Here is a 25,487-nt window from a genome sequence, read left to right as displayed (position 1 = left end):
GAAACTCATATGACGCTCCCCAAAAAAACGACTTCTGCTTTCCACAAAGGCGAAATACAAGTGCAGAAGCATGTCGGAATGTATGAAGAAATGGCTCATTGGGGAGCCAAAGTTGTTCGTCCTTTCTTTATTGAGCAACATAGACTCTTTTTCAGTGAGTTGCCTTTTGCCGTGGTGTCTGCACTAGATTCACAAGGCAAACCTTGGGTTACGTTATTAGCAGGTAAACAAGGTTTTATGCATTTCCCCGATGACAAAACATTGCATTTTGCTACGCAACCAATTCAAGGCGATGCCTTAGAAGAGGCATTTGTAGAAGGTGCCGATATTGGTCTTATTGGTATTGAGTTGGGTAATCGTCGTCGTAATAGGGCAACTGGCTCTATCGCCAAAAATGATGGCAAAGGCATTACCTTTGAAGTTTCTCAATCCTTTGGTAATTGTCCTCAATATATTTCAGAGCGTACCTGGAAATATGCTGAAACGAATGTTGATGATATGAGCTCAACGCGTCACAGCGTATTAACCGAATCCATGCAAAAGTGGATTGCTTGTGCCGATACTTTGTTTATTGGCAGTGGTTACAAGGAAGAAGGCGAGCATAGATCAAATGGTATGGACGCTTCCCATCGAGGTGGCTCGCCCGGTTTTATGAAAGTACTCAATGAACGCCAATTAGTACTGCCCGATTATTCAGGCAATAACTTTTTCAATACCATCGGAAACCTTATTCTCAACCCTTTAGTCGGTTTGCTGTTTCTGGATTTTGAAAAAGGCAATATGTTGCAAATAACAGGGCGAGCCGAAGTGGATTGGGACTCTGATAAGATTCAAGAACACCCTGGCGCTCATCGTCTGCTAAACATTGAAATAGATGAGATCGTCGAATTAAAAGCCATCTTGCCCTTACGCTGGAGTTTGGCTAATAACATCAAAGGTGGTCTGCGTGTATCCAATAAAGTAATTGAAAGTGAATCTGTTACTTCATTTGAATTGACTGCATTCCATCTTACTGAGAATACATTGCCTCGCTTTTACGCAGGACAGCATTTGCCAATAACACTGCCTGTATTTGAAGGGAAGTCTTCCATAGAACGCACTTACTCCCTTTCTAACTCACCAATGGATGATCACTACCGCATCAGTGTGAAACGGGAAGAAAAAGGCATAGGTTCCAGCTACTTACATGACACCATTAAAGTCGGTGATATTATTGAAGCTCGAAAGCCCAGTGGTGATTTCACTCTAAAATATCCTGCTAGACCAATCATGTTGATCAGCGCAGGCATTGGTATCACACCACTAATGAGTATGTTGTACTCGCTAACTCAAACACAGAAGTCATGGCCAGTGTTCTTTCTTTATGGAGCACGTAATGGCAAAAATGTCCCTTTGCTCAATGAAGTAAGAGCCTGTCAGCACCAGCATCAAGCCCTGCAATTGGATGTTGTTTTTAGTCAGCCGAATGAACAAGATATTCTTGGCAAAGACTACGACCGAGAAGGCCGAATAAATGCAGAGCTGATTAAACATTATGTTCCCGATCTGAATGCAGACTTCTATCTTTGCGGCCCAACAAGCTTCTTGAATCATTTAACCTCTGAACTGGAAGCTCTCGGAGCAAAACGATCCTCTATTTACTATGAAAGTTTTTAAGTTAATATAATCATCACTTAGCATGATATTACGAGCAGACAAAACGGCGCCTAAGAGCGCCGTTTTACCTTTACTAGCCAATAGAAAGCAGAACAAAAATGTCAGCAGTTACCAATATATTCCTAGTTAGACACGGCCAAACCGAGTGGAATAAAGAGCATCGCCTGCAAGGCCATAAGAATTCACCTCTAACAAAAGAAGGCCAAGAACAAGCGATAAAGGCGAGACAAGCTTTAAAAGACTATGAGATACATAAAGCCTATGTTAGCCCTTTACAGCGAGCTCAAGACACTCTCGCACTCATCATTGATCAACAAGATATAGATGTCGTTATTTCAAACAACTTAAAAGAAATCAATCTTGGGCCTTGGGAAGGAAAAACAAAGACAGAAACCTTGTTATCTGACCCTCAGCAATACCATTACTTTTGGCAAGAACAAGACAAATTCAATTTAGCCGGCGCAGAAACCTACCAACAACTACAAGAGCGAGTCGTCTCTGAATTACAGGCGATTTTTTCAAAAGAGAAGGGAAAGAACATATTGATTGTATCCCATTGGATCGCCATCAAAGCCGCTGTCGCCTACTATAAATCCACACCGCTCAATGATTTATCATCCTTACCTGACCCTAAAAATGGCGAATACATCATTTTGTCTGATCCAAATAATTCTGAGCAAATATAATATGAATAACCAGAAGTCTTGAGTTAATAAATACTTAGCCATAACATGAAAGTCTCTGTATTTGAGGCGATCGAGTATGTATATAGGAAAGGTAAGCCAATTAACGGGCGCATCAAGAAAAGCCATTCTTCACTACGAAGACATCGGATTGCTGCGCCATGTTAAGCGATCTGGAAGTTATCGAGTTTACGATCAAAACCATATCGTCGTCATATCCCTCATAAAACGGGCTCAAAGTTTAGGGATTAAACTGGCTGAATTAATGCCCTTGGTCATTGCTAAAGAAGCACAACAGAGCTTTCCTCTTGATCTCGCCAATGATTTGATAACCAGTAAAAGAGATCAAATCAAAGCAGAACAACAAGCCTTAAGAGCAAAAGACAGCGGACTAAAATCCCTCCAAGCAGAGCTACAAAAAGTCTTCTCAGGCACTTAAATTACAACCCCCATCATTCCAAACAAAAAATATATTGAAACCTAGGTTGACTCGTCCCTTCAGGGTCGGGTTTACCATTCTATTTATCGTAACTTATAAAGGATAAATACAATGGCAAATATCAGCTTAGTAACAGGCGCAAACGGCCACTTAGGCAACAACCTCGTACGAGAACTTCTTAAAAAAGGTGACACGGTTCGTGCAGGCGTACGAGACAGCAAAACTGCAGGCATCTTTTCAGGTTTAGACTGCCAGCTCGTTGAAGCCAACATGCTAGATCAAGATTCCATGGAGAAGGCCTTACTTGGTGTGGATGTGCTTTATCATGTCGCCGCGGTGTTTAAACATTGGGCGAAAGATCCTGAAGAAGAAATTGTTCAGGCAAACATTCGAGGTACAGAAATTGTGCTCGCAGCTGCTGCAAAAGCTAAAGTAAAGAAAGTAATTTATGTGAGCTCTGTTGCCGCTATTGGCCACGACGGTACATTATTAACCGAAAAGAATTGGAATGACGATTTATCTAATCCTTATTATCGTTCCAAAATTGAATCTGAGAAAAGAGCATGGCAGCTAGCGAAACAATATAACCTGTGGATGGTTTCCGTGCTGCCTTCTGCCATGGTTGGCGCAAACATCGGCCGTTTAACTGATACCATGCAATTTATTGATAATATCCGTACCAATAAACTGGCGATGAACCCGAGCTTCTTTTTTAACTTCGTTGATCCTAGTGACGTCGCAAAAGGCATGATGGCCGCGACCGAAAAGGGCACATCTGGCGAACGCTATATTCTCGCCAACGATCATTCCTCTTCTTTAGAGGAAATTCTAACGGCCGCGAAATCCATTGGCCTTAAAGTTAAAACTCCACCTTTTTTTCCGAAGTGGTTGTTATACGTTTTATCAGGAGTATTGGGGTTAGGCGCAAAAATTACCGGCAAGCCTGCCGAACTGATCGCCAGCCAAGTCACCATGTTCTTCAACGTGAAACAAGAATATGACATCTCAAAAGCCAAAAAAGAACTCGGCTACCAGCCTAAAACACCACACGACACTTTAGTAGACACGTTCAAATACTTAGAGAATCGTTGAGGCCTAAATACGTAGGACAGATGAGGGAGGAACGACCGTAATCTGCCCTACATGAAAGTGATGTATTTATAATCTTAAGACACAAAAAAAGAGGTTAGAGTCTTCACTCTAACCGCTTTTTTGATTCAACCTTAAGGCGATTAAACGTCTAGGTTGGCGACGCTTAAAGCGTTGTCTTGGATGAAGTTACGGCGTGGTTCCACTTCGTCACCCATTAATGTGGTGAACATTTGGTCAGCGGCAACAGCATCGTCGATGGTAACGCGAAGCATACGACGAGCATCTGGGTCCATTGTGGTTTCCCAAAGTTGCTCTGGGTTCATCTCACCTAATCCTTTATATCGTTGGATGGTCATGCCACGAGACGCTTCTTTCATCAACCAGGCTTTCATATCACTGATTGTGCTAACTGGCTCACGACGTTCACCACGTTGAATATAAGACTCATCACCAAACAATTCTTCAACAGTTTCTGCCATGGTCACGATGCGCTTGTACTCCGGCGAGTTGAAGAAAGTGCCTTCAAAGCGGTAACGGTTTGATACGCCGTGAGACATGATATCGACAACGGGTAAGAAGATATTACGCTCTTCGTCTTTCTCAACAGAGAAGTCAAAACGGAAGCCTGTACGCGCATCTTGTGGCATTTGGCTACGAATCGCTTCAACCCATTCTGCAACAAAATCTTCTTTCACTAAATCTTCTTGAGTAAGTGGTTTGCAATACAGAAGTTTACTCATAACATCTTTTGGATACACACGAGCCAAACGTTCTAGGTCTGCTTCAATTTTGATGTAATCGCGAACCAGTTTCGCTAATGGTTCACCCTGAATGCCTGGAGCATCTTCGTTTACGTGCATGTGAGCCCCATCCAAAGCCACTTCGATCAGGTGTTGATCCAAGGCCGCTTCATCTTTGATGTACTGCTCTTGCTTACCACGTTTGATTTTGAACAAAGGCGGTTGAGCAATGAAGATATGACCACGTTCGATGATCTCTGGCATTTGACGGAAGAAGAAAGTCAAAAGTAGGGTACGAATGTGCGATCCATCCACATCGGCATCGGTCATGATAACGATGCTGTGGTAACGAAGTTTGTCTGCGTTGAATTCATCACGGCCAATACCGCAACCTAAAGCGGTAATCAGCGTGCCGACTTCTGCTGAAGATAACATCTTGTCAAAACGTGCCTTCTCGACGTTTAGGATTTTACCTTTAAGTGGCAAAATCGCTTGCGTACGACGATCACGACCTTGCTTAGCAGAACCTCCAGCGGAATCACCCTCCACTAGGTAGATTTCAGAAAGCGCTGGGTCTTTTTCCTGGCAGTCGGCCAATTTACCTGGTAAACCAGCAATGTCCAATGCGCCTTTACGACGCGTCATATCTCGAGCACGACGCGCGGCTTCACGAGCACGAGCGGCATCGATCATTTTGTTGACGATGATTTTCGCTTCGTTTGGCTTCTCAAGAAGATATTCAGCAAAACGTTTCGCCATTTCTTGCTCAACGGCGGTTTTCACTTCAGAGGAAACCAGCTTGTCTTTAGTTTGAGAAGAGAATTTAGGATCTGGTACTTTCACAGACACAATGGCTGTTAAACCTTCACGGCTGTCATCACCTGTTGTTGCAACTTTTTGCTTCTTCGCCAAGCCTTCACTTTCAATGAAGTTGTTTAGAGTACGCGTCAAAGCACCACGAAAGCCGGCTAAGTGTGTTCCACCATCGCGCTGAGGAATGTTGTTGGTGTAACAATAAATGTTTTCTTGGAAGCCTTCGTTCCACTGCAATGCCACTTCTACTGCGATACCGTCTTCTAGGTCATCACGTTGGCAAATGAAGTGAAAAATGTCATTGATCGGCGTTTTGTTGGTGTTCAAATGCTCAACAAACGAACGCAAACCACCTTCATAGTTAAAGAATTCTTCTTTGCCGCTGCGCTCATCTTTCAAGTGAATCGCCACACCAGAGTTTAGGAATGATAGTTCACGAAGACGTTTCGCCAAAATATCGTAGATGAAAAGAATATTGCTGAAGGTCTCAGCTGAAGGTTTGAAGTGAACCGTTGTACCAGCGCCGTCAGTATCGCCAACGATCGCCAATGGCGCTTGTGGCACACCATGTACATAATTTTGTTCGTAGATTTTGCCATTCTTACGAATAGTCAGAGTCAAACTTTCAGATAGGGCATTTACAACCGAAACACCTACACCGTGCAAACCGCCAGATACTTTATAAGAGTTATCGTCAAATTTACCGCCGGCATGCAATACCGTCATGATAACTTCGGCGGCGGAAACGCCTTCTTCTTCATGCATATCGACTGGGATACCACGGCCGTTATCAGATACAGAAATCGATTCGTCTGGATGAATGAGAACAGTAATGGTGTCACAGTGACCTGCTAACGCTTCGTCAATGGAATTATCGACTACTTCGAATACCATGTGGTGCAAACCAGTACCGTCGTCTGTATCACCAATGTACATTCCTGGTCGTTTACGTACGGCATCTAGCCCTTTGAGCACCTTGATACTGGACGAATCGTAATTATTTTCACTCATTTAACTCTCCTGCAAACCATTGCTCAATAAAGACAGCTCGCCATTATTCATTAAAAACTGGCGAACGTCTGTTGTGTTGGCCCAAGTAAAATCGGTTGTATCAGGCTCAACACTGGTAATAAAAATTTGACTCTCTAACGACTCCAACAACTGACAGAGCTTCTGTCTGTGATTAGCGTCTAACTCAGCGGGCAAATCATCGACCAAAAACACCAAAGGACGCCCCATGTCGATCAGCAATTGCCCTTGGGCAATTTTGAGTGCTGAAACCACAAGTTTAAGCTGTCCACGAGACAGCGTATCTAACGCATCACCCGTTGGGGTTTTTACTCTTAAATCAGCTCTTTGCGGGCCAGTATGAGTGTAACCAAGTTCAATATCTCGGCTACGTCCAGCCTCAACTGCCATTTGTAAGCTTTTCTGCGAATCCCAGCCTTGAAAAAACTGTAAATCGACTGAGAGCTCAGTTGTTAATAAAGATAATACCTGAACAAAATGCGGTATTAGCTTTTCAACGTAGGCTTTTCGAGACTCGTTCACTTGCTCGCCAAGACGAATTAATTCTTGATCGAATGCCGCTAATAAACTGTCCGACATTTTACCACGTCTGAGCAAGGTATTCCGCTGTTTTAATGCTTTTTGCCACCCTCGCCACGCCTGAATGAAATCTTTATCGAAATGGAAGGCTCCCCAGTCGATAAATTGGCGTCGGATGCTGGGTGAACCTTCTAATAATTGGAAAGTATCAGGATTAATTAGCTGTACTGGAAGACGTTCGGCAAGCTCAACAACCGATTGCGCCCGTTGACCTTGAATACGCACATCAATTTGACCATCACGGTGACGCTGCAAACCAACGGGGATTGGACTGCCATGCTCTTGATGTAACTGAGCAAACACCAAACAATGTTCTGTTTCATGCTGAATGTAGGTTTTATGTTTGTGACTACGGAAAGAACGGCCGAAAGACAACAGATGAATCGCTTCTAATATGGAAGTTTTTCCACTGCCATTTTTGCCAACAATCACATTTACTTGAGGTGAAGGTTCAAAACGCACACTTGAAAGGTTGCGAACATGAGAAATGTCCAGACGCACCAGTGGCATAACGCTTAAACCTTAATCAGGATAGGGAAGACCCGTTTGGCTTTTAACGTTATAAAACGCCAAACGGGGGGGGCTCATTCATCTTATTAGAGACGCATTGGCATCACAACGTATTGTGCTGCATGGCTTTGAGCTTCTTCGATCAAAGCACTGCTGTTTGCATCGTTTAATGACAAGCGTACTTCTTGCGTATCGACAACGCCAAGAACATCAAGCAAGTAACCGACATTAAAACCTACTTCGATGTTATCGCCTTGATATTGAACCAATACGGATTCTTCTGCTTCTTCTTGCTCTGGGTTGTTCGCAAACACTTGCAACATGCCATTGGAAAGAATCAGACGAACACCGCGGTATTTCTCATTCGATAAAATAGAAGCGCGTAGGAATACTTGGCGAAGCTCTAAACGATCCGCAATGACGATTTTCTCATTATTACGTGGAATCACTCGATGATAATCAGGGAATTTACCGTCCACCAGCTTAGAGGTGAAAATATAATCCGCTACTTTTGCACGAATGTGATTTGTACCTATTGATAACTCAACAACATCATCTGTATCGCTTAATAAGCGATTCAATTCTAAAACGCCTTTACGAGGCATAATAACTTGCGTCAAATCACCAGATACTTGAGCATCTTCAACCGCTGTTGCTAAGCGGTGTCCGTCAGTTGCAACAACGCGCAATTGGCCATCTGCTACTTCTAGCAACATGCCATTTAGGTAATAACGAACGTCTTGGTTCGCCATAGCAAAACCCGTACGGTCGATTAAACGGCGTACGCTGTTTTGTGCAATCGCAACCGTTAAGTCACCTTGCATGTCTTGAATGTTCGGGAATTCATCAGCGGGCAATGTAGATAAACTAAAACGTGAACGGCCAGAACGAATGACGGCTTTTTGGTCATCCAATGTAAACTCAATCACAGCACTGTCTGGTAGGCTTTTGCAAATATCCATTAGCTTACGAGCAGGAACCGTAATACGACCTTCTTCACACTCATCTAGTGGCACATGGCCAATCAACTCTACTTCTAAATCTGAGCCAGTTAAAGTCAGTACTTGGTCTTTAACTTCTACCAAAACATTGGCCAAGACTGGCATTGTTTGTTTGCGCTCTACCACACCTGCTACGAGTTGTAGTGGCTTGAGAAGTGTCTCGCGGACGACTGAAAATTTCATTATTTTCCTCGTAAACTCAAAGTCTTAGACCATCAAGTGGTCAGAATTCGCATTAATTGTTTGTAATCTTCACGGATATCGGAATCGGTATCTTGCAGTTCTTTAATTTTACGAATCGCATGCAAGGCTGTCGTATGGTCACGACCACCAAATGCATCACCAATTTCTGGCAAACTGTGATTCGTAAGCTCTTTCGCTAATGACATGGCCACTTGGCGAGGGCGAGCAACTGAACGACTTCGACGTTTAGACAGCAAATCACTGATCTTAATTTTGTAATATTCCGCCACAATTCGTTGGATATTATCAATGTTCACCAACTTATCTTGCAAGGCCAAAAGATCTTTTAATGATTCACGGACAAAATCTGGCGTAATTGCTCTTCCCGTAAAATGAGAGTTGGCAATTACACGTTTCAAAGCACCTTCTAATTCTCGCACATTAGAACGTATTTTCTGCGCGATAAAGAAAGCAGAATCATAGGATAACTTAATACCACTTTCATCTGCTTTGCGCATTAAGATTGCAACTCGTGTTTCCAGTTCTGGCGGCTCAATAGCAACCGTTAATCCCCAACCAAAGCGGGATTTCAAACGGTCTTCTAAACCTTGAATTTCTTTCGGGTAGCGGTCACAAGTCAGAATCATTTGCTGACCACCTTCTAGCAAAGCGTTGAAGGTATGGAAAAATTCTTCTTGTGTTCGGTCTTTACCCGCAAAAAACTGGATATCATCAATCAATAAAGCATCAACTGAACGATAGTAACGTTTAAAGTCATTAATGGCGTTTAATTGCAACGCTTTAACCATGTCCGCCACAAAACGCTCCGAATGCAGATAAACCACTTTCGCATTCGGGTTATGGCGCATTAGCTCTGTACCAACGGCTTGCATTAAGTGAGTTTTACCCAGACCAACGCCACCGTAAATAAAGAGTGGGTTATAAGCACCACCTGGATTTTCTGCTACTTGCAATGCGGCAGCATGAGCTAGCTGGTTCGATTTACCTTCAACAAAGTTATCAAAGGTAAATGAGTTATTCAGGTTGGCTCCGTGATTAATACCACCTTCTACTTGTACCTTACGCTTCGGCGCTGACAAAGGCAGCTGTCCTTGCTCATAAGGTTCAAGATCACCACTGAGTCCTTTGCCTGTTGGTGAAAGAGTAAGCGGTGCTTCAAACTCAAGGTCCGCGTGAGGCGTACCTTCTTCATCATCCATTAAACCAAAACCAGGACGATAGCCAGACTCTCTCGCCACTTCATTATTTAAAGGGCTAGGGCTGGGTTCATTCGAAGCAGGTGGAGGAGGCGGTGACATAGAGCCTGCTTGTGCAAAACTTTGCGCTTTGACTTCAAGCTTTAATGTAGGGGCAAGACCATCGCCAGCAAATTCGGACAATAGCTCTTTAATGCGCGTTTGATATTTATTGCTCACCCAATCCAACACAAATCGGTTCGGCGCACTTAGGCACAACTCTCCGTTAGGCATCATTTCAGCCTGTAATGGACGAATCCAGGTGTTGAACTGAGATGTGGAAAACTCCCCCTGCAAACGCTGCAGACAAAGATCCCAATGCTCCAAAGACACTGTAGACGTACTCCTTGAGTTGAATGGCAGATAAGAAGCGGATTTTACATCGGACAATTTAAGTTATCCACATATAAATGGAATAAAAGCAAAACACTTCTTCCACGAGAAAATGTTTATAACACCTAAAGTTATACACATCAGTAGATAAAAAATATATTTTGTGCATAAAGCACTAGGTTATGCACACTTAAAATTTTGTTATTTTTAACTTACTCACAAAAAATATTAAAAATAACCCTCTGATTTTTATACATATTAATTCAAAAAAAACGGAAGCTGTGGATATATTTTTGATTTTTAAAATTTTTTATCCACTAAAGGGGTAAAAGTCTGTGCATAAGCATGTAATGGATTGTGTGCCTATTTATTTAACAAAATAACGAGGTTAAGCATTGAATTTACTGGGGAAAGGCTCTAAAATCCGCGCCCTGATTTAACAATCAAATGTAGAGGCTTGGCGACCGCTAACCCTCAAAACTGAAACACTGCTTCAGTGAGAGAAGAACGATGAAAAGAACTTTCCAACCTAGCGTTTTAAAACGCAAACGTAACCACGGATTCCGTGCTCGTATGGCTACTAAAAGCGGACGTCAAATCGTCGCTCGTCGTCGTGCTCGCGGCCGTAAGGTATTAAGCGCATAAACACGCTGATGACCGATGATTATTGTTTTCCCCGGCATGTCAGACTTCTGAATGCCGGGGATTATCAATCAGTCTTTAATAACACCTCCGCAAAAGTCTTTGCAGGCGAATTCCTTTTGTTAGCACGAAAAAGAGATGATAACCAAACTCGGTTAGGTCTTATTGTGCCTAAAAAAACGGATAAACGCGCTGTAGGCAGGAATCGTATCAAACGTTTGGTGCGTGATTCTTTTCGTCACCATAAAAACCCTCTTGCAGGTCTCGATATTGTTTTCTTGGCGCGCCAAGGAATCAAAGAGCTGGATAACCCTAATTTGCACAGTCGACTCGATAAAGCATGGAGCCAACTAGCAAAAAAAGCGCTAAAACCATCTCAAAATAAAAAACGCGAGCACTCTAAGCAAAAATAGGCTGAAAAAACTGCCAAAGGCTGTTTTAATAACGCGTGATTTTAATCAGGGTTCTCTGAACCTATTGTCCAACCAAACAAATTAGTTGAATACCATGGATTTCAGACGTTACTTTTTATGGGGTGCGCTTTTTATCAGTGGCTACCTGCTGTTTTTACAGTGGAGCCAAGATTATGGTCCTCAGTCGACTCAAAGCGTAGCTCAAAGCACTCAAACCGAAACAAACTCTCAAGTTAGCGATGATTTGCCTTTAGCATCTCAAAGCACAACCGACACCAATGCCGAAATTCCTCAGAATGTAACCACTGTTGCACCAGGAAAGCTCATTGAAGTAACAACCGATATGCTTCGTGTTGCTATTAACCCGATTGGTGGTGACCTTGTTAAAGCAGCATTGCTGAATTACAAAAAAGAATTAGGCCAGCCCGACTCTTTCGTCATCTTAGAAGACAACACTGAACGTACTTATATTACGCAAAGTGGTTTGATTGGTAAAAACGGTCCAGACGCTTCAACAGAAGGTCGCCCGGTTTATCAATCAGAGCAAACATCCTATAGTTTGATGGATGGTGAAGATTCTCTTGATGTGAACCTGTATTACACAGACGTAAAAGGCGTGAAATACACCAAAACCTTCCGCTTCACGAAAGGTAAATACCGTATTCGTCAGCTAATTACCGTTGATAATGCTTCTTCCGATGTTTGGATTGGTAACTTATTTGCTCAAATTAAACGTGATAATTCAGAAGATCCAAGCCAAGCAAGTGGTATGGGGTTACAGCCTTACCTTGGTGGCGCGATTTCTGATGAAGAAAATAAGTACAACAAGATCTCTTTTTCTGACATGGAAGAAGATCCTGTTAAGAAATCAACTACTCAGGGTTGGGTCGCTATCTTACAACATTACTTTGTTTCTGCTTGGGTTCCTGAGCAAGGCCAAAAAGTAACACTGCAAGCTCGTACAAATAATGGTTTCAACATTATTGGCTTTACAGGTTCAGCAGTTGAAATTGCACCAGGTAAACAAGGTACTTTGGCATCTACGTTTTACGTTGGTCCAAAACTACAAGATCAACTTGAAGAGACAGCTGAAAACCTAGACTTAACCGTAGATTACGGTTGGTTATGGTGGTTGGCTAAGCCTTTATTCTGGTTACTAACAGCAATTCAATCTGTTGTGATCAACTGGGGTGTGGCTATCATCTTGATCGTAGTATGTGTGAAAGCCATCTTCTTCAAGCTTTCTGCAGCAAGTTACCGCTCTATGGCCAAAATGCGTAAATTCGGACCTGAAATTGCCAAGCTGAAAGAACAGTATGGCGATGACCGTCAGAAAATGTCGCAAGAAATGATGTCTTTGTATAAGAAAGAAAAAATTAATCCGTTGGGTGGCTGCTTACCTATCTTAGTACAAATGCCAGTTTTCCTTTCTCTATACTGGGTATTAATGGAGTCGGTTGAACTACGTCATGCACCATTCTTCTTATGGATTAATGACTTGTCAGCAATGGACCCATTCTTTGTACTGCCTATTTTGATGGGTGTGAGTATGTTGGGACAACAAATGCTGAACCCAACACCGCCAGATCCAATGCAAGCTAGAATCATGAAGATCATGCCAATCGCATTTACTTTCTTCTTTTTATGGTTCCCATCTGGTTTGGTTCTGTACTGGGTATGTAACAATACTTTGTCGATTGTACAGCAGTACATCATTACCAAACGCATTGAAAAAGAAGCCTAATACACCAAAGAGTGACATTAAGTTTTGATAAGAAAAGGCTTCCTTTAGGAGGCCTTTTTTACGTTTAGATTGCCATCACTTCCTTGCTAACGGACAATGGCTAATATTCCTGTTTTACCGCACAGAGTTTAATTATGACTGATTTCCAATACGCCACAGACCAAGACACTATTGCCGCGCAAGCCACCGCTCCTGGCCGAGGTGGCGTAGGGATAATTCGTTTATCAGGGCCAAAAAGCCTAGCAATCGCGAAACAAATTGTTGGCTTTGAACCAACTCCTCGTTATGCCCATTATATGCCATTTAGAGACGCAAATAGCGAGCAGCTTGATATGGGATTGGCTTTGTATTTCCCAGGGCCAAACTCCTTTACGGGTGAAGACGTTTTTGAACTTCAAGGTCATGGCGGCCCCGTTATTATGGACATGCTGTTAAGCCATTGTGTGGCGCTTGGTGCCCGTTTGGCGCGTCCAGGTGAATTCTCTGAACGAGCTTTCATGAACGACAAAATGGACTTAACCCAAGCAGAAGCCATTGCAGATTTAATCGACAGTACTTCAGAGCAAGCCGCAAAATGTGCTTTACGTTCTTTACAAGGAGCCTTCTCTAAGCGTGTCGAAGAATTGGTTGAAGCCTTAATTCATCTACGAATTTACGTAGAAGCGGCAATTGATTTTCCTGAAGAAGAAATCGATTTTATTGGCGACGGCAAAGTCGCCAGCGAACTTTCTGGTATTCAAGCAAAGTTACAAACCGTCCTGAAAGAAGCCAATCAAGGCGCTTTGATTCGTGAAGGTATGAACGTTGTTATCGCTGGCCGCCCAAATGCTGGTAAATCCAGCTTATTGAATGCTTTATCAGGTAAAGAATCTGCCATTGTCACTAACATTGAAGGCACAACTCGTGATGTTTTACGTGAACATATTCACCTTGATGGCATGCCTTTGCACATCATAGATACTGCAGGTTTACGAGATAGTCCAGACGAAGTGGAGCGCATTGGTATTCAGCGCGCATGGGACGAAATCAATAAAGCCGATCGCATTTTGATGATGCTCGACAGCCAATCCATTGATTCGAAAGACCCAAATGAAATCTGGCCTGAGTTTATGGAAAAACTTGGTGATACCAGCCATTTAACACTGGTACGTAATAAAGTAGATTTGACCAAAGAAAGTACTGGTATAGAAACTGTTCAAGACGTCTCTGTGGTCTCTCTATCAGCAAAAACAGGTGAGGGTGTTTCTGATCTGACGGAACATTTAAAAGCTGTTATGGGCTTCGACAGCACCACAGAAGGTGGTTTTATTGCCCGTCGTCGACACATAGAAGCGCTTAACAAAGCGAAGCGATTCCTTGATGCTGGTGATGAGCAATTACATGGCTACGGAGCAGGGGAGTTATTGGCTGAAGACCTAAAAGAAGCACAACAAGCATTAAGCGAAATCACCGGTGCATTCACCAGTGATGATTTGCTTGGGCGCATTTTTGGTTCATTCTGTATCGGGAAATAACTTGGAAAACCTCAGTTAATGACCATTAGCTGAGGTTTTGCCCTAGCTTTAGCATGGATGCAATATTTCGTGATGAGTTAATCAAGTTCACTTCAGCTTGAGCCAACACATTATCTAGGCTGTCTAAAGCCGGAATAATGGGAAAAATGGCTAACATTCCATGACTTAAGATCGCATCAGCGTCTTTACCTAAACTGCCTGCAATCCCAATGGTCGAGACGTTTTTCAGGTTGGCTTGTTTTAAAACGCCCATTGGGGTTTTACCAAAAACCGTTTGCCCATCAATTCGCCCTTCACCTGTAATTACTAAATCCGCGCCTTCTAATGTATCCGCGAATCCAACGGTTTCCATGACAATTTCGATGCCAGGTTTTAAGGTAGCATTTAAGAAGGTTTTTACACCTAACCCCATGCCGCCTGCTGCACCAGCACCAGATTCTAAACGATGATCTTCAAAACCTGATTCCGCGATAACATCAGCAAAATATCCCAAAGTATTATCTAACAAAGCGACAATTTCTGGCGTAGCCCCTTTTTGAGGGCCAAAAATAGCAGATGCACCACGCCCGCCACATAAAGGGTTATCTACATCACAAGCAACATCTATCTGACATTGGGACAATAAAGGGTGAATTTGAGAGGTATCAATGGTCTTGAGTTGGGCAAGTGCTTCACCACCAAAAGCAAGTTCTTGACCTTTAGCATCTTTAAACTGGACACCGAGTGCTTGTGCTAATCCTGCACCAGCATCATTCGTTGCACTACCACCGAGCCCGAGAACGATGTGTTTAATCCCTCGATCTAACGCGTCTTTGATCAGTTCACCTGTACCAAAGCTGGTGGTGTAAAGAGGATTTCTTTGCTCTCTTGGCACCAAGTGCAAACCAGAAGCCGAAGCCATTTCAATCACGGCTGTGGTTGCCAATCCTCCTTCTTTGACTCCTAAAATACCGTATTGCGCCATGACTTTATTACCCAATGGCCCAGTCACTTCAAGATCAACAAAATAACCTTGAGTGGCATCAACCATAGATTGAACGGTTCCTTCACCGCCGTCAGCCATAGGTACTTTAATGTATTCTCCATCCGGGAAAATATAGCGAAAGCCGATTTCAATAGCCTTAGCAACTTCTAAAGCCGTTAGGCTTTCTTTAAAAGAGTCTGGCGCAATAATAATTTTCATATTCGTCCTTTTCTCGGCAATTAAAGAGAAGAAGCCAAGTCGTTTATTAATTTTTAATCTTCACTAAAACTCGGCCACGTACTTTACCATCAAGCAATTTATAGGCCGTTTCTACGACATCGTCCAATTCGATCTCTGTACTAATGGCATCATAATCTTGTACTGTTAGTAATTCGCTTAATCTTTGCCATGCTTCAATACGATCTGCTTTTGGTCGCATAACACTGTCGATACCAATTAAACGCACACCTCTAAGAATAAAAGGCGCGACAGAAGCAGGGAAGTCCATTCCTTGTGCAAGTCCGCAAGAAATGACAACACCGCCATATTTAGTGCTCGCACAAGCATTAGCAAGAGTATGACTACCAACACAATCAATAACGCCAGCCCAACGCTCTTTTTGAAGCGGTTTACCCGGTTCAGATAATGTCGCTCGATCGATGATTTCATTGGCTCCTAAAAACGTCAGATAATCTGTTTGTTCCATTCGCCCAGTTGAAGCGACAACGCGATAACCTAGTCTATGCAGTAAGCGAATCGCAAAACTTCCCACACCACCATTAGCTCCCGTTACTAATATCTCACCTAAATCAGGTGTAACATCTTGTTTTTCAAGTGCTAAAACAGAAAGCATCGCGGTATAACCTGCTGTACCTATCATCATAGCTTGCTTTGGATCTATACCTTTAGGCAAAGGAATCAACCAATCACTTTTGAGTTTGGCTTTTTCAGCCAATCCGCCCCAATGGGCTTCACCGACACCAAACCCATTTAGTAAAACCCAATCACCTTGGTTAAAAGCAGTAGAATAGCAATGATTCACCTGACCAACTAAATCAATACCAGGAACCATAGGAAAAGAACGTACAACAGGCGCTTTACCTGTGATTGCCAAACCATCTTTATAATTTAATGTGCTGTAATGAACATCAACCAATACGTCGCCTTCAGGCAGTTGATCTTCATTTATATCAACGACTTGAGATAATTGTGGTTTGTCTTTTTGAGTTATTAATAAACCTTTAAACATAAAAACCTCTAATTTTAGACCGATCGTCTATTTAATTATCAAAAAAAGCTAAGTGATAACTTAGCTTCTAAAAAATGTTACTTACCTTGCTGTATTGTATGTATGAAAAAATCTAAGAAAGCGGATAATGGCTGAGTACTTTTCACCAATCGAGCACGATGAACGGCACCTTCCCAACCAATCCAGAAAATTTGTGACATACCTTCTGTAGTCTGCTCACTCGTCACTTCTTTTTGCTTTTGGCCTTCTGCTAAGCAATCCGCGACGCGATTTTGCCAACTTAAATAGGTTTCTTGTAAGCGCTGACGAAAAATATCCGACAATAAAATGGACTCTTGTTCTAAATTTCCGACTAAGCAGCCTCGCTTAAAATCATGACGAATAATCCCATTTTCAGCGTCTTGAGCAAAATTTCGTAGCCGCTCCAAAGGCGTAAAAGCATCATCCAGTAAAAATTTATCTAACTTGTTTTCAAAATAGCGGCTGTATCGTTCAAGCACAGCAATACCGAAAGCTTCTTTACTGGAAAAGTAGTGGTAAAAAGAACCTTTTGGAACACCAACTGATTTTAGAATGGGATCAATCCCACTGTTTATAAAGCCTGTTTCAGTCAAAATTTGCATACCAGCTCGTAATAAAGACTCGCGAGTATCAAATGTACCGCTTGATTGCTTTTTTGGACGACCACGGCGCGGTTTACTTGGCAAACCACTCATGATCTGTGTCTCATCAACTAAATTGGACAATAAAATAACCTATCGGGAAAAAGTTAGATCAAAGAAATTTAGACCAGTCGTCTAATAAAATCAAATTTGGATCTAGATTTATTGAGAAGTGCTGACTACATCATGTGTGTCCAATCTAATTTTTTAACCGTCTCCCAATAAGATCCAAGTTACTCATAATAAAAAAAGACAGTAGAAAGAATCTCTCTTTTTGCGCACATGACGAAAAAGCCATACAAATCAGCGTTTCTTAACATTATCCACTTTCATTAAGTTACTTACTTCGTTCCAATAGCAAATTTTTTTATTTTTTTACTTGTGGATTATTTTTTTGAATTCCTCCCGATAAAACCTTCTAAAATATACATAAAGTCTATAAAAAACAAAAAGTTAAATTTTATAAAACATTTTATTCTATCTGTTGATAAATACGGTAATAGATTGATAAGAAGTTTTGCACAGTTTTTAACAACTTAGAAAGAAAATTCACAGAGTGTATAAGTAGTAATTTTATACACAGGAATAGGTTATCCACAACACAGGAAGAGAAGGGTTTGATTAACAAGATATTATTCACATAGAGTAATGATATATAAGATAAAATAAGAGTTATATACAGATTTTATCTTGCTATATAAACATAACAGACATAAAAGATCTTATATATTTACTTATATATATTAATATTGATGACCGGAGCTCGAGAATTCGATCGCTTTCTTTTTAAAAATTTGCCTATATACTAAGCGGCCTAATCAAGCGTTGATCGTTTTTTATTCATTTTTCCTGTTTATATAGTAATACCGAGGTTCCTGTGGATTTCCCAAGTCGTTTTGATGTAATTGTGGTTGGTGGTGGACATGCTGGTACAGAAGCGGCTTTAGCTGCTGCTCGCATGGGCGTCAAAACATTATTACTTTCCCACAACATTGAAACTTTAGGGCAAATGTCTTGTAACCCTGCTATTGGGGGTATAGGAAAATCACATCTTGTAAAAGAAATAGATGCGTTAGATGGCGCTATGGCTTTAGCCACAGATCAAGCTGGCATTCAATTTAGAACCTTAAACTCTCGAAAAGGCCCTGCTGTTCGAGCAACTCGTGCTCAAGCTGACCGTATTCTATATAAAGCTGCGATTCGTCATAAATTAGAGAACCAAGAAAACTTGTGGCTTTTCCAACAATCTGCTGAAGATCTGATTGTTGAAGATGGCGCTGCTCGTGGTGTTATTACTCAAACTGGAATACGCTTTAACAGTAAAACCGTTGTATTAACGGCAGGCACTTTTTTAGGCGGCATTATACATATAGGTTTAGAAAATCATTCTGGTGGCCGAGCAGGTGACCCTCCATCTATTGGTTTAGCAGAAAAGCTACGTGCTTTACCATTTCGAGTTGATCGCTTAAAAACAGGCACACCACCTCGAATTGATGCTCGTTCTGTTGATTTTTCTCAAATGCAGGCACAACCAGGTGATGATATAACGCCAGTTATGTCTTACATGGGCAACCGTGTAATGCACCCGCGCCAAATCGAATGTTTTATCACTCATACCAATGAACGTACTCATGACATTATTCGTTCTGGAATGGATAGATCTCCTATGTACACGGGTGTGATTGAAGGTGTTGGCCCTCGTTACTGTCCTTCAATTGAAGATAAAATTGTTCGCTTTGCCGATAAAAATTCACATCAAATCTTCATTGAACCGGAAGGTTTAACCACACACGAACTTTACCCAAATGGTATTTCGACGTCTTTACCGTTTGACGTGCAAATTGAACTTGTTCGCTCAATGAAAGGTATGGAAAATGCTCATATTATTCGCCCTGGATACGCTATTGAGTACGACTATTTCAACCCTCAAGATCTAAAATATTCGTTAGAAACCAAACACATGCCAGGTTTGTTTTTTGCGGGACAAATCAACGGTACGACAGGTTATGAAGAAGCTGGCGCCCAAGGTTTATTAGCCGGAATGAACGCAGCATTACTGGCTCAAGACAAAGACGCTTGGACGCCTAGACGTGATGAAGCGTACCTTGGTGTGCTGGTGGACGATCTTATTACTATGGGAACGAAAGAACCTTATCGTATGTTTACTAGTCGTGCGGAATATCGTTTGATTCTTCGAGAAGACAATGCCGACATGCGTTTAACTGAAAAAGGACGCGAACTTGGCTTGGTTTCTGATGAGCGTTGGGCAGCGTTTTGCAAAAAGCGTGAAGCAATAGAAGTTGAAACTCAGCGTCTTAAATCCAGCTGGATTGTGCCTAAATCACCAGAGGCAGAGATCATCAATCCAAAGCTTGAAACGCCTATTACTCATGAATACAGCTTGTTGGATTTACTTAAGCGTCCAAATATTGTTTATTCCGATGTGGTTAATTTGAAAAATGCTCCTGAAGAAGCGGTTGATGAGCAAGTTTCTGAACAAGTTCAAATTGCCGTGAAATACGCAGGTTATATTGCCCGTCAAGCAGAAGATATTGATCGTTTACGTCGACAAGAAAGCACTCCGTTGCCTGTTGATTTGGATTACAGCAGTATGGAAGGCTTGTCGAATGAGGTGAAGCAGAAGCTGAACCAAGTTCGACCAGAAACGTTAGCTGCGGCATCTCGTATTCAGGGTGTCACTCCAGCTGCAGTTTCTTTACTTTTGATTCATTTGAAAAAACGTGCCATTGCACAAAAAACTGCCTAGAATCATCGTCCGTTAATAATTTGTAGAAATGGATCGACAGTGACACATTTTGACACCATTCAAAAAGGCGCCCTAGAAATGGGCGCTTCTTTATCTGATGAAACAATTCAGACACTTGTTCATTATTTGGCCATGCTTGAAAAGTGGAATAAGGCTTACAACCTGACCGCGATTCGTGATACCGAGCAAATGATCACATTGCATCTATTGGATAGTTTAGCGACTTTACCCTACATAACAGGTGAAAAAATTATCGATGTTGGTACTGGGCCTGGTTTACCCGGTATGGTCCTTGCAATATGTTATCCTGACAAACAATTTACCTTGTTAGACAGTAACGGAAAAAAGACTCGTTTTTTAACTCAAGTGAAAATGGAGTTAGGTATCAATAACGCCATAGTAGCGAATGAAAGAGTTGAAAAATATCCTCATCAAGGTGAGTATGATCACGTCATTTCTCGAGCCTTTGCTTCGTTACAAGACATGATTAACTGGACTTTACCTCTGCCTAAAGAAACTGGTAATTTTTTAGCCATGAAAGGGGTTTATCCTAGTGATGAAATCGCGGCATTACCAAAAGAGGTTGATGTTATTTTGACAGAACCTCTCAATGTGCCAAATATTCAAGCGGAGCGTCATATGGTAGTGATGACACGTAAAGGATAAAGAATGGCTAAGATCATCGCAGTTACCAATCAAAAAGGTGGTGTGGGAAAAACCACTACCTGTGTTAATTTGGCGGCTTCTCTTGCCGCAATGAAGCGTCGAGTTTTGCTTATTGATCTTGACCCTCAAGGTAACGCTACGACCGGAAGCGGGCTAACAAAAGAAGAATTAGAGACAAGTGTATTTGATGTCTTAGTTGGAACGCATGGCGTAAAAGAAGTGATGAAAAAAAGTACTCCAAGTGAATATTGGGTACTGCCTGCAAACGGTGATCTAACTGGTGCAGAAGTGGCTTTGTTAGATCTACCAAGTAAGGAAACGCGCTTGAGAGCAGGGCTGTATGAAGTCGATAATGACTTTGATTATATTCTGCTCGATTGCCCGCCATCTTTGAATATGTTGACGGTTAATGCTTTAGCTGCGTCTCAAGGGGTATTGATTCCTGTTCAGTGTGAGTATTACGCTTTGGAAGGTTTAACTGCGCTATTACAAACCATTGAACGTATTACTCAAGCATTAAATCCATCATTGGAGGTCGAAGGTATTTTACGAACCATGTATGATCCTCGCCCTAGTCTGACTCACGATGTTTCTAGCCAGCTTCATAAATATTTTGGCGAAAAAGTATATGACACAGTCATACCAAGAAACATTCGCTTAGCCGAGTCTCCAAGTTATGGTTTACCTGTTTTGCATTACGAAAAGCAATCTCGTGGTGCAATTGCTTACTTAGCATTAGCCGGTGAATTTATCAGAAAGTGTGTAGTTTGATGATTGCCTTAACGGCATATTTTCATATCAATTAAGGTTAATGAAATGACGATGAAAAAAAGAGGTCTAGGTCGCGGCTTAGATGCCTTATTAGCACCACAAGCCACTGCAACAAAAGAAGTGGAGAATGGTTCTGACGATCAAATTAAGGGGTTAACCTATTTGCCTGTTGATTGGTTGTCAAAAGGTAAGTTTCAACCTCGTCGTGATATGAATTCCGCACAACTGGAAGACTTAGCATCTTCTATTCGAACTCAAGGTATTATGCAGCCTATTGTGGTGCGCCCAAATGGTCATAATCAGTATGAAATTATTGCCGGTGAACGCCGTTGGCGCGCGGCAAAATTAGCCGATTTAACACAAGTTCCCGTTATTATTCGTCATGTTGAAGACGCAGACGCTGTAGTATTAGCACTAATCGAAAACATCCAAAGGGAAGATTTAAACCCTGTTGAAGAAGCATTAGCGTTGCAAAGATTGATTGAAGACTTTAATTTAACTCAGCAAGAAGTTGCTGATACAGTGGGTAAATCTCGCTCTACAGTAGCGAATTTGCTGCGTTTATTAGGTTTAACTCCAGAAGTTCGCCGTTTGTTAGAGCATGGTGATATTGAGATGGGGCATGCCAGAGCGCTTTTGCCTTTGGAGCATGACAAACAAATCCAAGCCGCTTCTCAAGTGGTGACGAAATCCTTATCTGTTCGTGAAACAGAAAGGCTTGTTAAGAACTTTCAAGTCACTGATAAAGTTGAAAATAATAAACCTTCTCTGCCTGATTTAAGTGCAGAGGCTGAAAAAATCAGTCAGAAGATCAACGCTGCAGTAAAGATCCAACCTTCAGCTAAAGGAAAAGGTAAGTTGGTGATTGAATATCGAAACCCAGAACATCTAGAACTCTTGATTAGCGAGCTTTTAGAAGTAAAATAAATTATTTTCACAAGTTATTTTTTGTATTTTTAAGAGATTTCTAGAAAGTCATTTTGCCGCTCACTTTAAGTTGAACACGACAGCTATTACCCATATAATGCCTCGAATTTTATAAATTATCACATTGATTGCACTTTTACGGTGCGAGATAGAGAGTTGGATAATGGAAGCAAATAAGCCGCTCAGTACAAGCGCAATTCTAAGCGCAAGAAAGCGAGCTATATTCCGCTTTGTGTTATTGCAGTTCTTACTCACTATTTTTATATCATTGGGAATTTTTTACATAACGGGTGGTCTGAGAGGCTATTCTTTTTTACTCGGGAGTTTATGCAGCGTTTTACCTAGCTTTTATATGGTATGGCGTGTTTTTGGGTATAAAGGTGTTCGTTCAGCAAAAAGTGTCGTTAGATCATTTTATCGTGGAGAAGCCGGTAAGTTGGTGATGACAGCGGTTTTATTGTCGCTGGTTTTTCTTCTGATAACGCCTTTATCTGCAGAGTATTTTTTTGCAGGTTTCGGTTTTGCAATTTTGAGCCATTGGCTCAGTCCTGTTCTGCTAAAACACTAGTTAGCAGAAAGGAATACAGTTTTAATAATTGAAAGCGTGGATGTAAATATGGCGAGCGAAAATCCAAATGCTTCCGAATACATAAAGCATCACCTTCAGAATTTGACCTTTGGTCAGCATCCTGATGGTAGCTGGGGTATTGCGGAAACATCTCAACAAGCAGCGGACATGGGCTTTTGGGCGATTCATTTAGATACAATGGGGTTCTCTATTGGTCTTGGTGTTTTATTTATATGGTTGTTCCGTATGGCTGCGAAAAAAGCGTCAACAGAAACACCTGGTGGTCTTCAAAACTTTGTGGAAATGATGGTTGAGTTCGTTGATACCTCAGTAAAAGAAAGTTTTCATGGCAAAAGTAAGGTCATTGCGCCATTAGCATTGACGATTTTTGTGTGGATTTTCTTGATGAACTTAATGGATTTAATTCCTGTCGATTTTGTACCAAGAATCGCTCATGACGTATTTGGCTTAGCTTACTTTAAGATTGTACCGACGACGGATATTAACGCTGCGTTGGGTATGTCTTTATCTGTCTTTGCCTTGATTATCTTCTATAGCATTAGCATTAAAGGTGTGGGCGGTTTTATAAAAGAGCTGACATTACAGCCTTTTAATACGCCAATCATGATTCCATTTAACTTTGTGTTGGAAATGGTTGGATTGCTAGCAAAACCTGTGTCTTTAGCGTTACGTTTATTCGGTAACCTTTATGCAGGTGAATTGATTTTTATTTTGATTGCTGTGCTACCTTGGTTCGCACAATGGGCGCTCTCTGTACCATGGGCAATCTTCCATATCTTAGTTATTACTTTGCAAGCCTTTATCTTTATGATGCTTACCATTGTTTATCTAAGTATGGCGCACGAAGAACACTAATGATTTTGTAATACCCTTGTTTTTTAAACCTTTAAATTAAACTGTAAAGTTAGGAGTTAAAATGGAACTAGTAGTAAGTATGACCGCAATCGCAGTAGCAATGCTAATTGGTTTTGCTGCATTGGGAACAGCAATTGGTTTTGCCATCTTAGGTGGTAAATTCCTTGAAGCAAGTGCGCGTCAGCCAGAACTTGCACCAATGTTACAAACGAAAATGTTCATCGTTGCAGGTCTTTTGGATGCTGTATCTATGATCGGTGTTGGTATCGCTTTGTTCTTTACATTCGCGAACCCTTTCCTTGCTCAGGTTGCTGGCTAAGTTTTCGAATTAAATGGAAAACTTTTTTAAACGACTTAGAGCGAGGATATTAGCGTGAATTTAAATCTCACACTTATAGGCCAAGCTATCTCGTTTGCTTTTTTTGTCTGGTTCTGCATAAAGTTCGTGTGGCCTCCAGTGATTGCAGCGCTCGAAGAGCGTAGCAAAAAAATCGCAGACGGTTTAGAAGCAGCAAATCGTGCTTCACGTGATCTTGAATTGGCACAAGAACAAGCCAATCAATTACTACGTGAAAGCAAAGATAATGCGGCCGATATAATTGAACAAGCCAATAAACGTGCGAACCAAATGATTGAAGAGGCGAAAGAACAAGTGATTGCTGATGGCAAACGCTTGCGTCAAGCAGCTCAAGCAGAAATTGAACAAGATGTATTGCGTGCTAAAGAAGCATTGCGTGCTCAAGTTTCCGTTCTTGCCTTTGCTGGCGCCGAGAAAATCTTAGGAACCACCATTGACGAGAAAGCACATAGCGAGATCGTTGAACAGCTCGCTAAAGAGCTTTAAGCGAGGGTCTAATGGCTGAATTAAAAACAGTCGCGCGACCGTACGCGAAAGCGGTTTTCGAAGTTGCTCGAGAGAAAGGCCAAGTAGCAGAATGGGCTGAGATGTTAAACACATTAGCCGCTGTTACTTTAGAGCCTAAACTTAAGAAAGCGCTTGAGAACCCAGCTTTTAGTGCGGAAGAGAAGGCAAACGCTCTGGCTGATGTCTGTGCAGAAACAACAACAGAACAAGGGAAAGCTTTTTTACTAACCCTTGCTGAAAATAAGCGTTTATCACTTATTCCAGCAATCTCTGATTTGTTTTTACAGTTTAAACTGAATTTTGAAAAAGCCGTAAATGTAAACTTTACGTCTGCCTTCGAATTATCAGCTGAGCAAGCACAAGCATTAGCCGATTCATTGAGTAAAAAGTTGGACCGTAAGGTTAACTTGACCAATGAAACTGACGCGAGCCTGATTGGTGGCGTGGTTATACGTACAGGTGACTTAATCATCGACGGTTCAGTACGCGGTAAATTAGCGAAACTGTCCGAGGCGATAAACTCCTAGCGTTTCGTTAAATCGAAA

General features: G+C 41.7%; 24 protein-coding genes. 17 read left to right on the top strand and 7 right to left on the bottom strand.

Translation table 11 applies throughout. From position 1 onward, the window contains the following. The first annotated feature begins 9 nt into the window (after positions 1-9). From ABFY09_RS07460 to ABFY09_RS07445, 4 genes are all read left to right on the top strand, one after another. Positions 10-1,656: a pyridoxamine 5'-phosphate oxidase family protein gene (locus tag ABFY09_RS07460; protein ID WP_347983674.1), complete on the top strand. Its 1,647-nt coding sequence runs from the start codon at positions 10-12 to the stop codon at positions 1,654-1,656. A gap of 98 nt (positions 1,657-1,754) precedes the next feature. Next, positions 1,755-2,342, top strand: a complete 588-nt coding sequence (locus ABFY09_RS07455) for a histidine phosphatase family protein (protein WP_347983673.1) — start codon at positions 1,755-1,757, stop codon at positions 2,340-2,342. 76 nt (positions 2,343-2,418) lie between these two features. Further along, the gene (locus ABFY09_RS07450; RefSeq protein ID WP_347983672.1) at positions 2,419-2,778 is read left to right on the top strand and encodes a MerR family transcriptional regulator; all 360 of its coding nucleotides are present in this window, start codon (positions 2,419-2,421) and stop codon (positions 2,776-2,778) included. A 111-nt stretch (positions 2,779-2,889) separates the two neighbouring features. Next, a complete protein-coding gene (locus tag ABFY09_RS07445; protein ID WP_347983671.1) occupies positions 2,890-3,870 on the top strand; it encodes an NAD-dependent epimerase/dehydratase family protein in 981 nt (326 codons plus the stop codon). A 140-nt stretch (positions 3,871-4,010) separates the two neighbouring features. Here ABFY09_RS07445 and gyrB read toward each other — a convergent pair whose 3' ends face one another. The 4 genes from gyrB to dnaA form a co-directional block, all read right to left on the bottom strand. Continuing rightward, complete coding sequence (gene gyrB, locus ABFY09_RS07440; protein WP_347983670.1) at positions 4,011-6,434, bottom strand: DNA topoisomerase (ATP-hydrolyzing) subunit B; 2,424 nt, start codon at positions 6,432-6,434, stop codon at positions 4,011-4,013. Further along, on the bottom strand, positions 6,435-7,541 hold the full coding sequence (recF, locus tag ABFY09_RS07435; protein ID WP_347983669.1) for a DNA replication/repair protein RecF: 1,107 nt from the start codon (positions 7,539-7,541) through the stop codon (positions 6,435-6,437). A gap of 86 nt (positions 7,542-7,627) precedes the next feature. Then, positions 7,628-8,725 (bottom strand): DNA polymerase III subunit beta, encoded by a 1,098-nt coding sequence (dnaN, locus tag ABFY09_RS07430; protein ID WP_347983668.1) that lies wholly within the window; start codon positions 8,723-8,725, stop codon positions 7,628-7,630. Between the two features lie 32 nt (positions 8,726-8,757). Beyond that, complete coding sequence (gene dnaA / locus ABFY09_RS07425; protein WP_347983740.1) at positions 8,758-10,314, bottom strand: chromosomal replication initiator protein DnaA; 1,557 nt, start codon at positions 10,312-10,314, stop codon at positions 8,758-8,760. A 510-nt stretch (positions 10,315-10,824) separates the two neighbouring features. Between dnaA and rpmH the strand changes: the two genes are divergently transcribed. From rpmH to mnmE, 4 genes are all read left to right on the top strand, one after another. Beyond that, entirely contained in the window at positions 10,825-10,959 is a 135-nt protein-coding gene (gene rpmH, locus ABFY09_RS07420) for a 50S ribosomal protein L34 (protein WP_084035504.1), read from the top strand. A gap of 8 nt (positions 10,960-10,967) precedes the next feature. Further along, positions 10,968-11,369, top strand: coding sequence for a ribonuclease P protein component (rnpA, locus tag ABFY09_RS07415; protein ID WP_347983667.1), 402 nt, complete (start codon positions 10,968-10,970; stop codon positions 11,367-11,369). Positions 11,370-11,463: 94 nt separating this feature from the next. After that, positions 11,464-13,113 carry a membrane protein insertase YidC gene (gene yidC / locus ABFY09_RS07410; RefSeq protein ID WP_347983666.1) on the top strand — a complete coding sequence of 550 codons (1,650 nt, stop codon included), beginning with the start codon at positions 11,464-11,466 and terminating at the stop codon, positions 13,111-13,113. Between the two features lie 134 nt (positions 13,114-13,247). Beyond that, positions 13,248-14,627, top strand: coding sequence for a tRNA uridine-5-carboxymethylaminomethyl(34) synthesis GTPase MnmE (mnmE, locus tag ABFY09_RS07405; protein WP_347983665.1), 1,380 nt, complete (start codon positions 13,248-13,250; stop codon positions 14,625-14,627). A 25-nt stretch (positions 14,628-14,652) separates the two neighbouring features. Here the strand turns inward: mnmE and ABFY09_RS07400 are convergent, their stop codons facing one another. The 3 genes from ABFY09_RS07400 to ABFY09_RS07390 form a co-directional block, all read right to left on the bottom strand. After that, positions 14,653-15,810: a glycerate kinase gene (locus ABFY09_RS07400; protein ID WP_347983664.1), complete on the bottom strand. Its 1,158-nt coding sequence runs from the start codon at positions 15,808-15,810 to the stop codon at positions 14,653-14,655. Positions 15,811-15,856: 46 nt separating this feature from the next. After that, entirely contained in the window at positions 15,857-16,840 is a 984-nt protein-coding gene (locus ABFY09_RS07395) for an MDR family oxidoreductase (RefSeq protein WP_347983663.1), read from the bottom strand. Between the two features lie 77 nt (positions 16,841-16,917). Then, positions 16,918-17,586, bottom strand: coding sequence for a TetR/AcrR family transcriptional regulator (locus tag ABFY09_RS07390; RefSeq protein WP_347983662.1), 669 nt, complete (start codon positions 17,584-17,586; stop codon positions 16,918-16,920). Positions 17,587-18,379: 793 nt separating this feature from the next. Here ABFY09_RS07390 and mnmG point away from each other — a divergent pair. The 9 genes from mnmG (at position 18,380) to ABFY09_RS07345 (ending at position 25,469) form a co-directional block, all read left to right on the top strand. Continuing rightward, positions 18,380-20,269 carry a tRNA uridine-5-carboxymethylaminomethyl(34) synthesis enzyme MnmG gene (mnmG, locus tag ABFY09_RS07385; protein ID WP_347983661.1) on the top strand — a complete coding sequence of 630 codons (1,890 nt, stop codon included), beginning with the start codon at positions 18,380-18,382 and terminating at the stop codon, positions 20,267-20,269. A 39-nt stretch (positions 20,270-20,308) separates the two neighbouring features. Further along, on the top strand, positions 20,309-20,935 hold the full coding sequence (rsmG, locus tag ABFY09_RS07380; RefSeq protein WP_347983660.1) for a 16S rRNA (guanine(527)-N(7))-methyltransferase RsmG: 627 nt from the start codon (positions 20,309-20,311) through the stop codon (positions 20,933-20,935). Between the two features lie 3 nt (positions 20,936-20,938). Then, the gene (locus ABFY09_RS07375) at positions 20,939-21,706 is read left to right on the top strand and encodes a ParA family protein (protein ID WP_347983659.1); all 768 of its coding nucleotides are present in this window, start codon (positions 20,939-20,941) and stop codon (positions 21,704-21,706) included. Positions 21,707-21,751: 45 nt separating this feature from the next. Then, entirely contained in the window at positions 21,752-22,633 is an 882-nt protein-coding gene (locus ABFY09_RS07370; protein ID WP_347983658.1) for a ParB/RepB/Spo0J family partition protein, read from the top strand. 163 nt (positions 22,634-22,796) lie between these two features. After that, positions 22,797-23,201 (top strand): ATP synthase subunit I, encoded by a 405-nt coding sequence (locus ABFY09_RS07365; RefSeq protein WP_347983657.1) that lies wholly within the window; start codon positions 22,797-22,799, stop codon positions 23,199-23,201. A 48-nt stretch (positions 23,202-23,249) separates the two neighbouring features. Then, on the top strand, positions 23,250-24,077 hold the full coding sequence (atpB, locus tag ABFY09_RS07360) for a F0F1 ATP synthase subunit A (RefSeq protein ID WP_347983656.1): 828 nt from the start codon (positions 23,250-23,252) through the stop codon (positions 24,075-24,077). Between the two features lie 61 nt (positions 24,078-24,138). Next, positions 24,139-24,396 carry a F0F1 ATP synthase subunit C gene (gene atpE / locus ABFY09_RS07355; RefSeq protein WP_347983655.1) on the top strand — a complete coding sequence of 86 codons (258 nt, stop codon included), beginning with the start codon at positions 24,139-24,141 and terminating at the stop codon, positions 24,394-24,396. Positions 24,397-24,450: 54 nt separating this feature from the next. After that, a complete protein-coding gene (locus ABFY09_RS07350) occupies positions 24,451-24,921 on the top strand; it encodes a F0F1 ATP synthase subunit B (RefSeq protein WP_347983654.1) in 471 nt (156 codons plus the stop codon). 11 nt (positions 24,922-24,932) lie between these two features. Then, positions 24,933-25,469, top strand: a complete 537-nt coding sequence (locus tag ABFY09_RS07345; RefSeq protein WP_347983653.1) for a F0F1 ATP synthase subunit delta — start codon at positions 24,933-24,935, stop codon at positions 25,467-25,469. Positions 25,470-25,487: the final 18 nt, after the last annotated feature.

Origin of the sequence: Marinomonas sp. 5E14-1 (genome assembly GCF_039939215.1) — a bacterium.
GTDB lineage: Bacteria > Pseudomonadota > Gammaproteobacteria > Pseudomonadales > Marinomonadaceae > Marinomonas.
The sequence above is the reverse complement of the archived record's forward strand: the minus strand, read 5'-3'. Positions and strand labels throughout refer to the sequence as shown.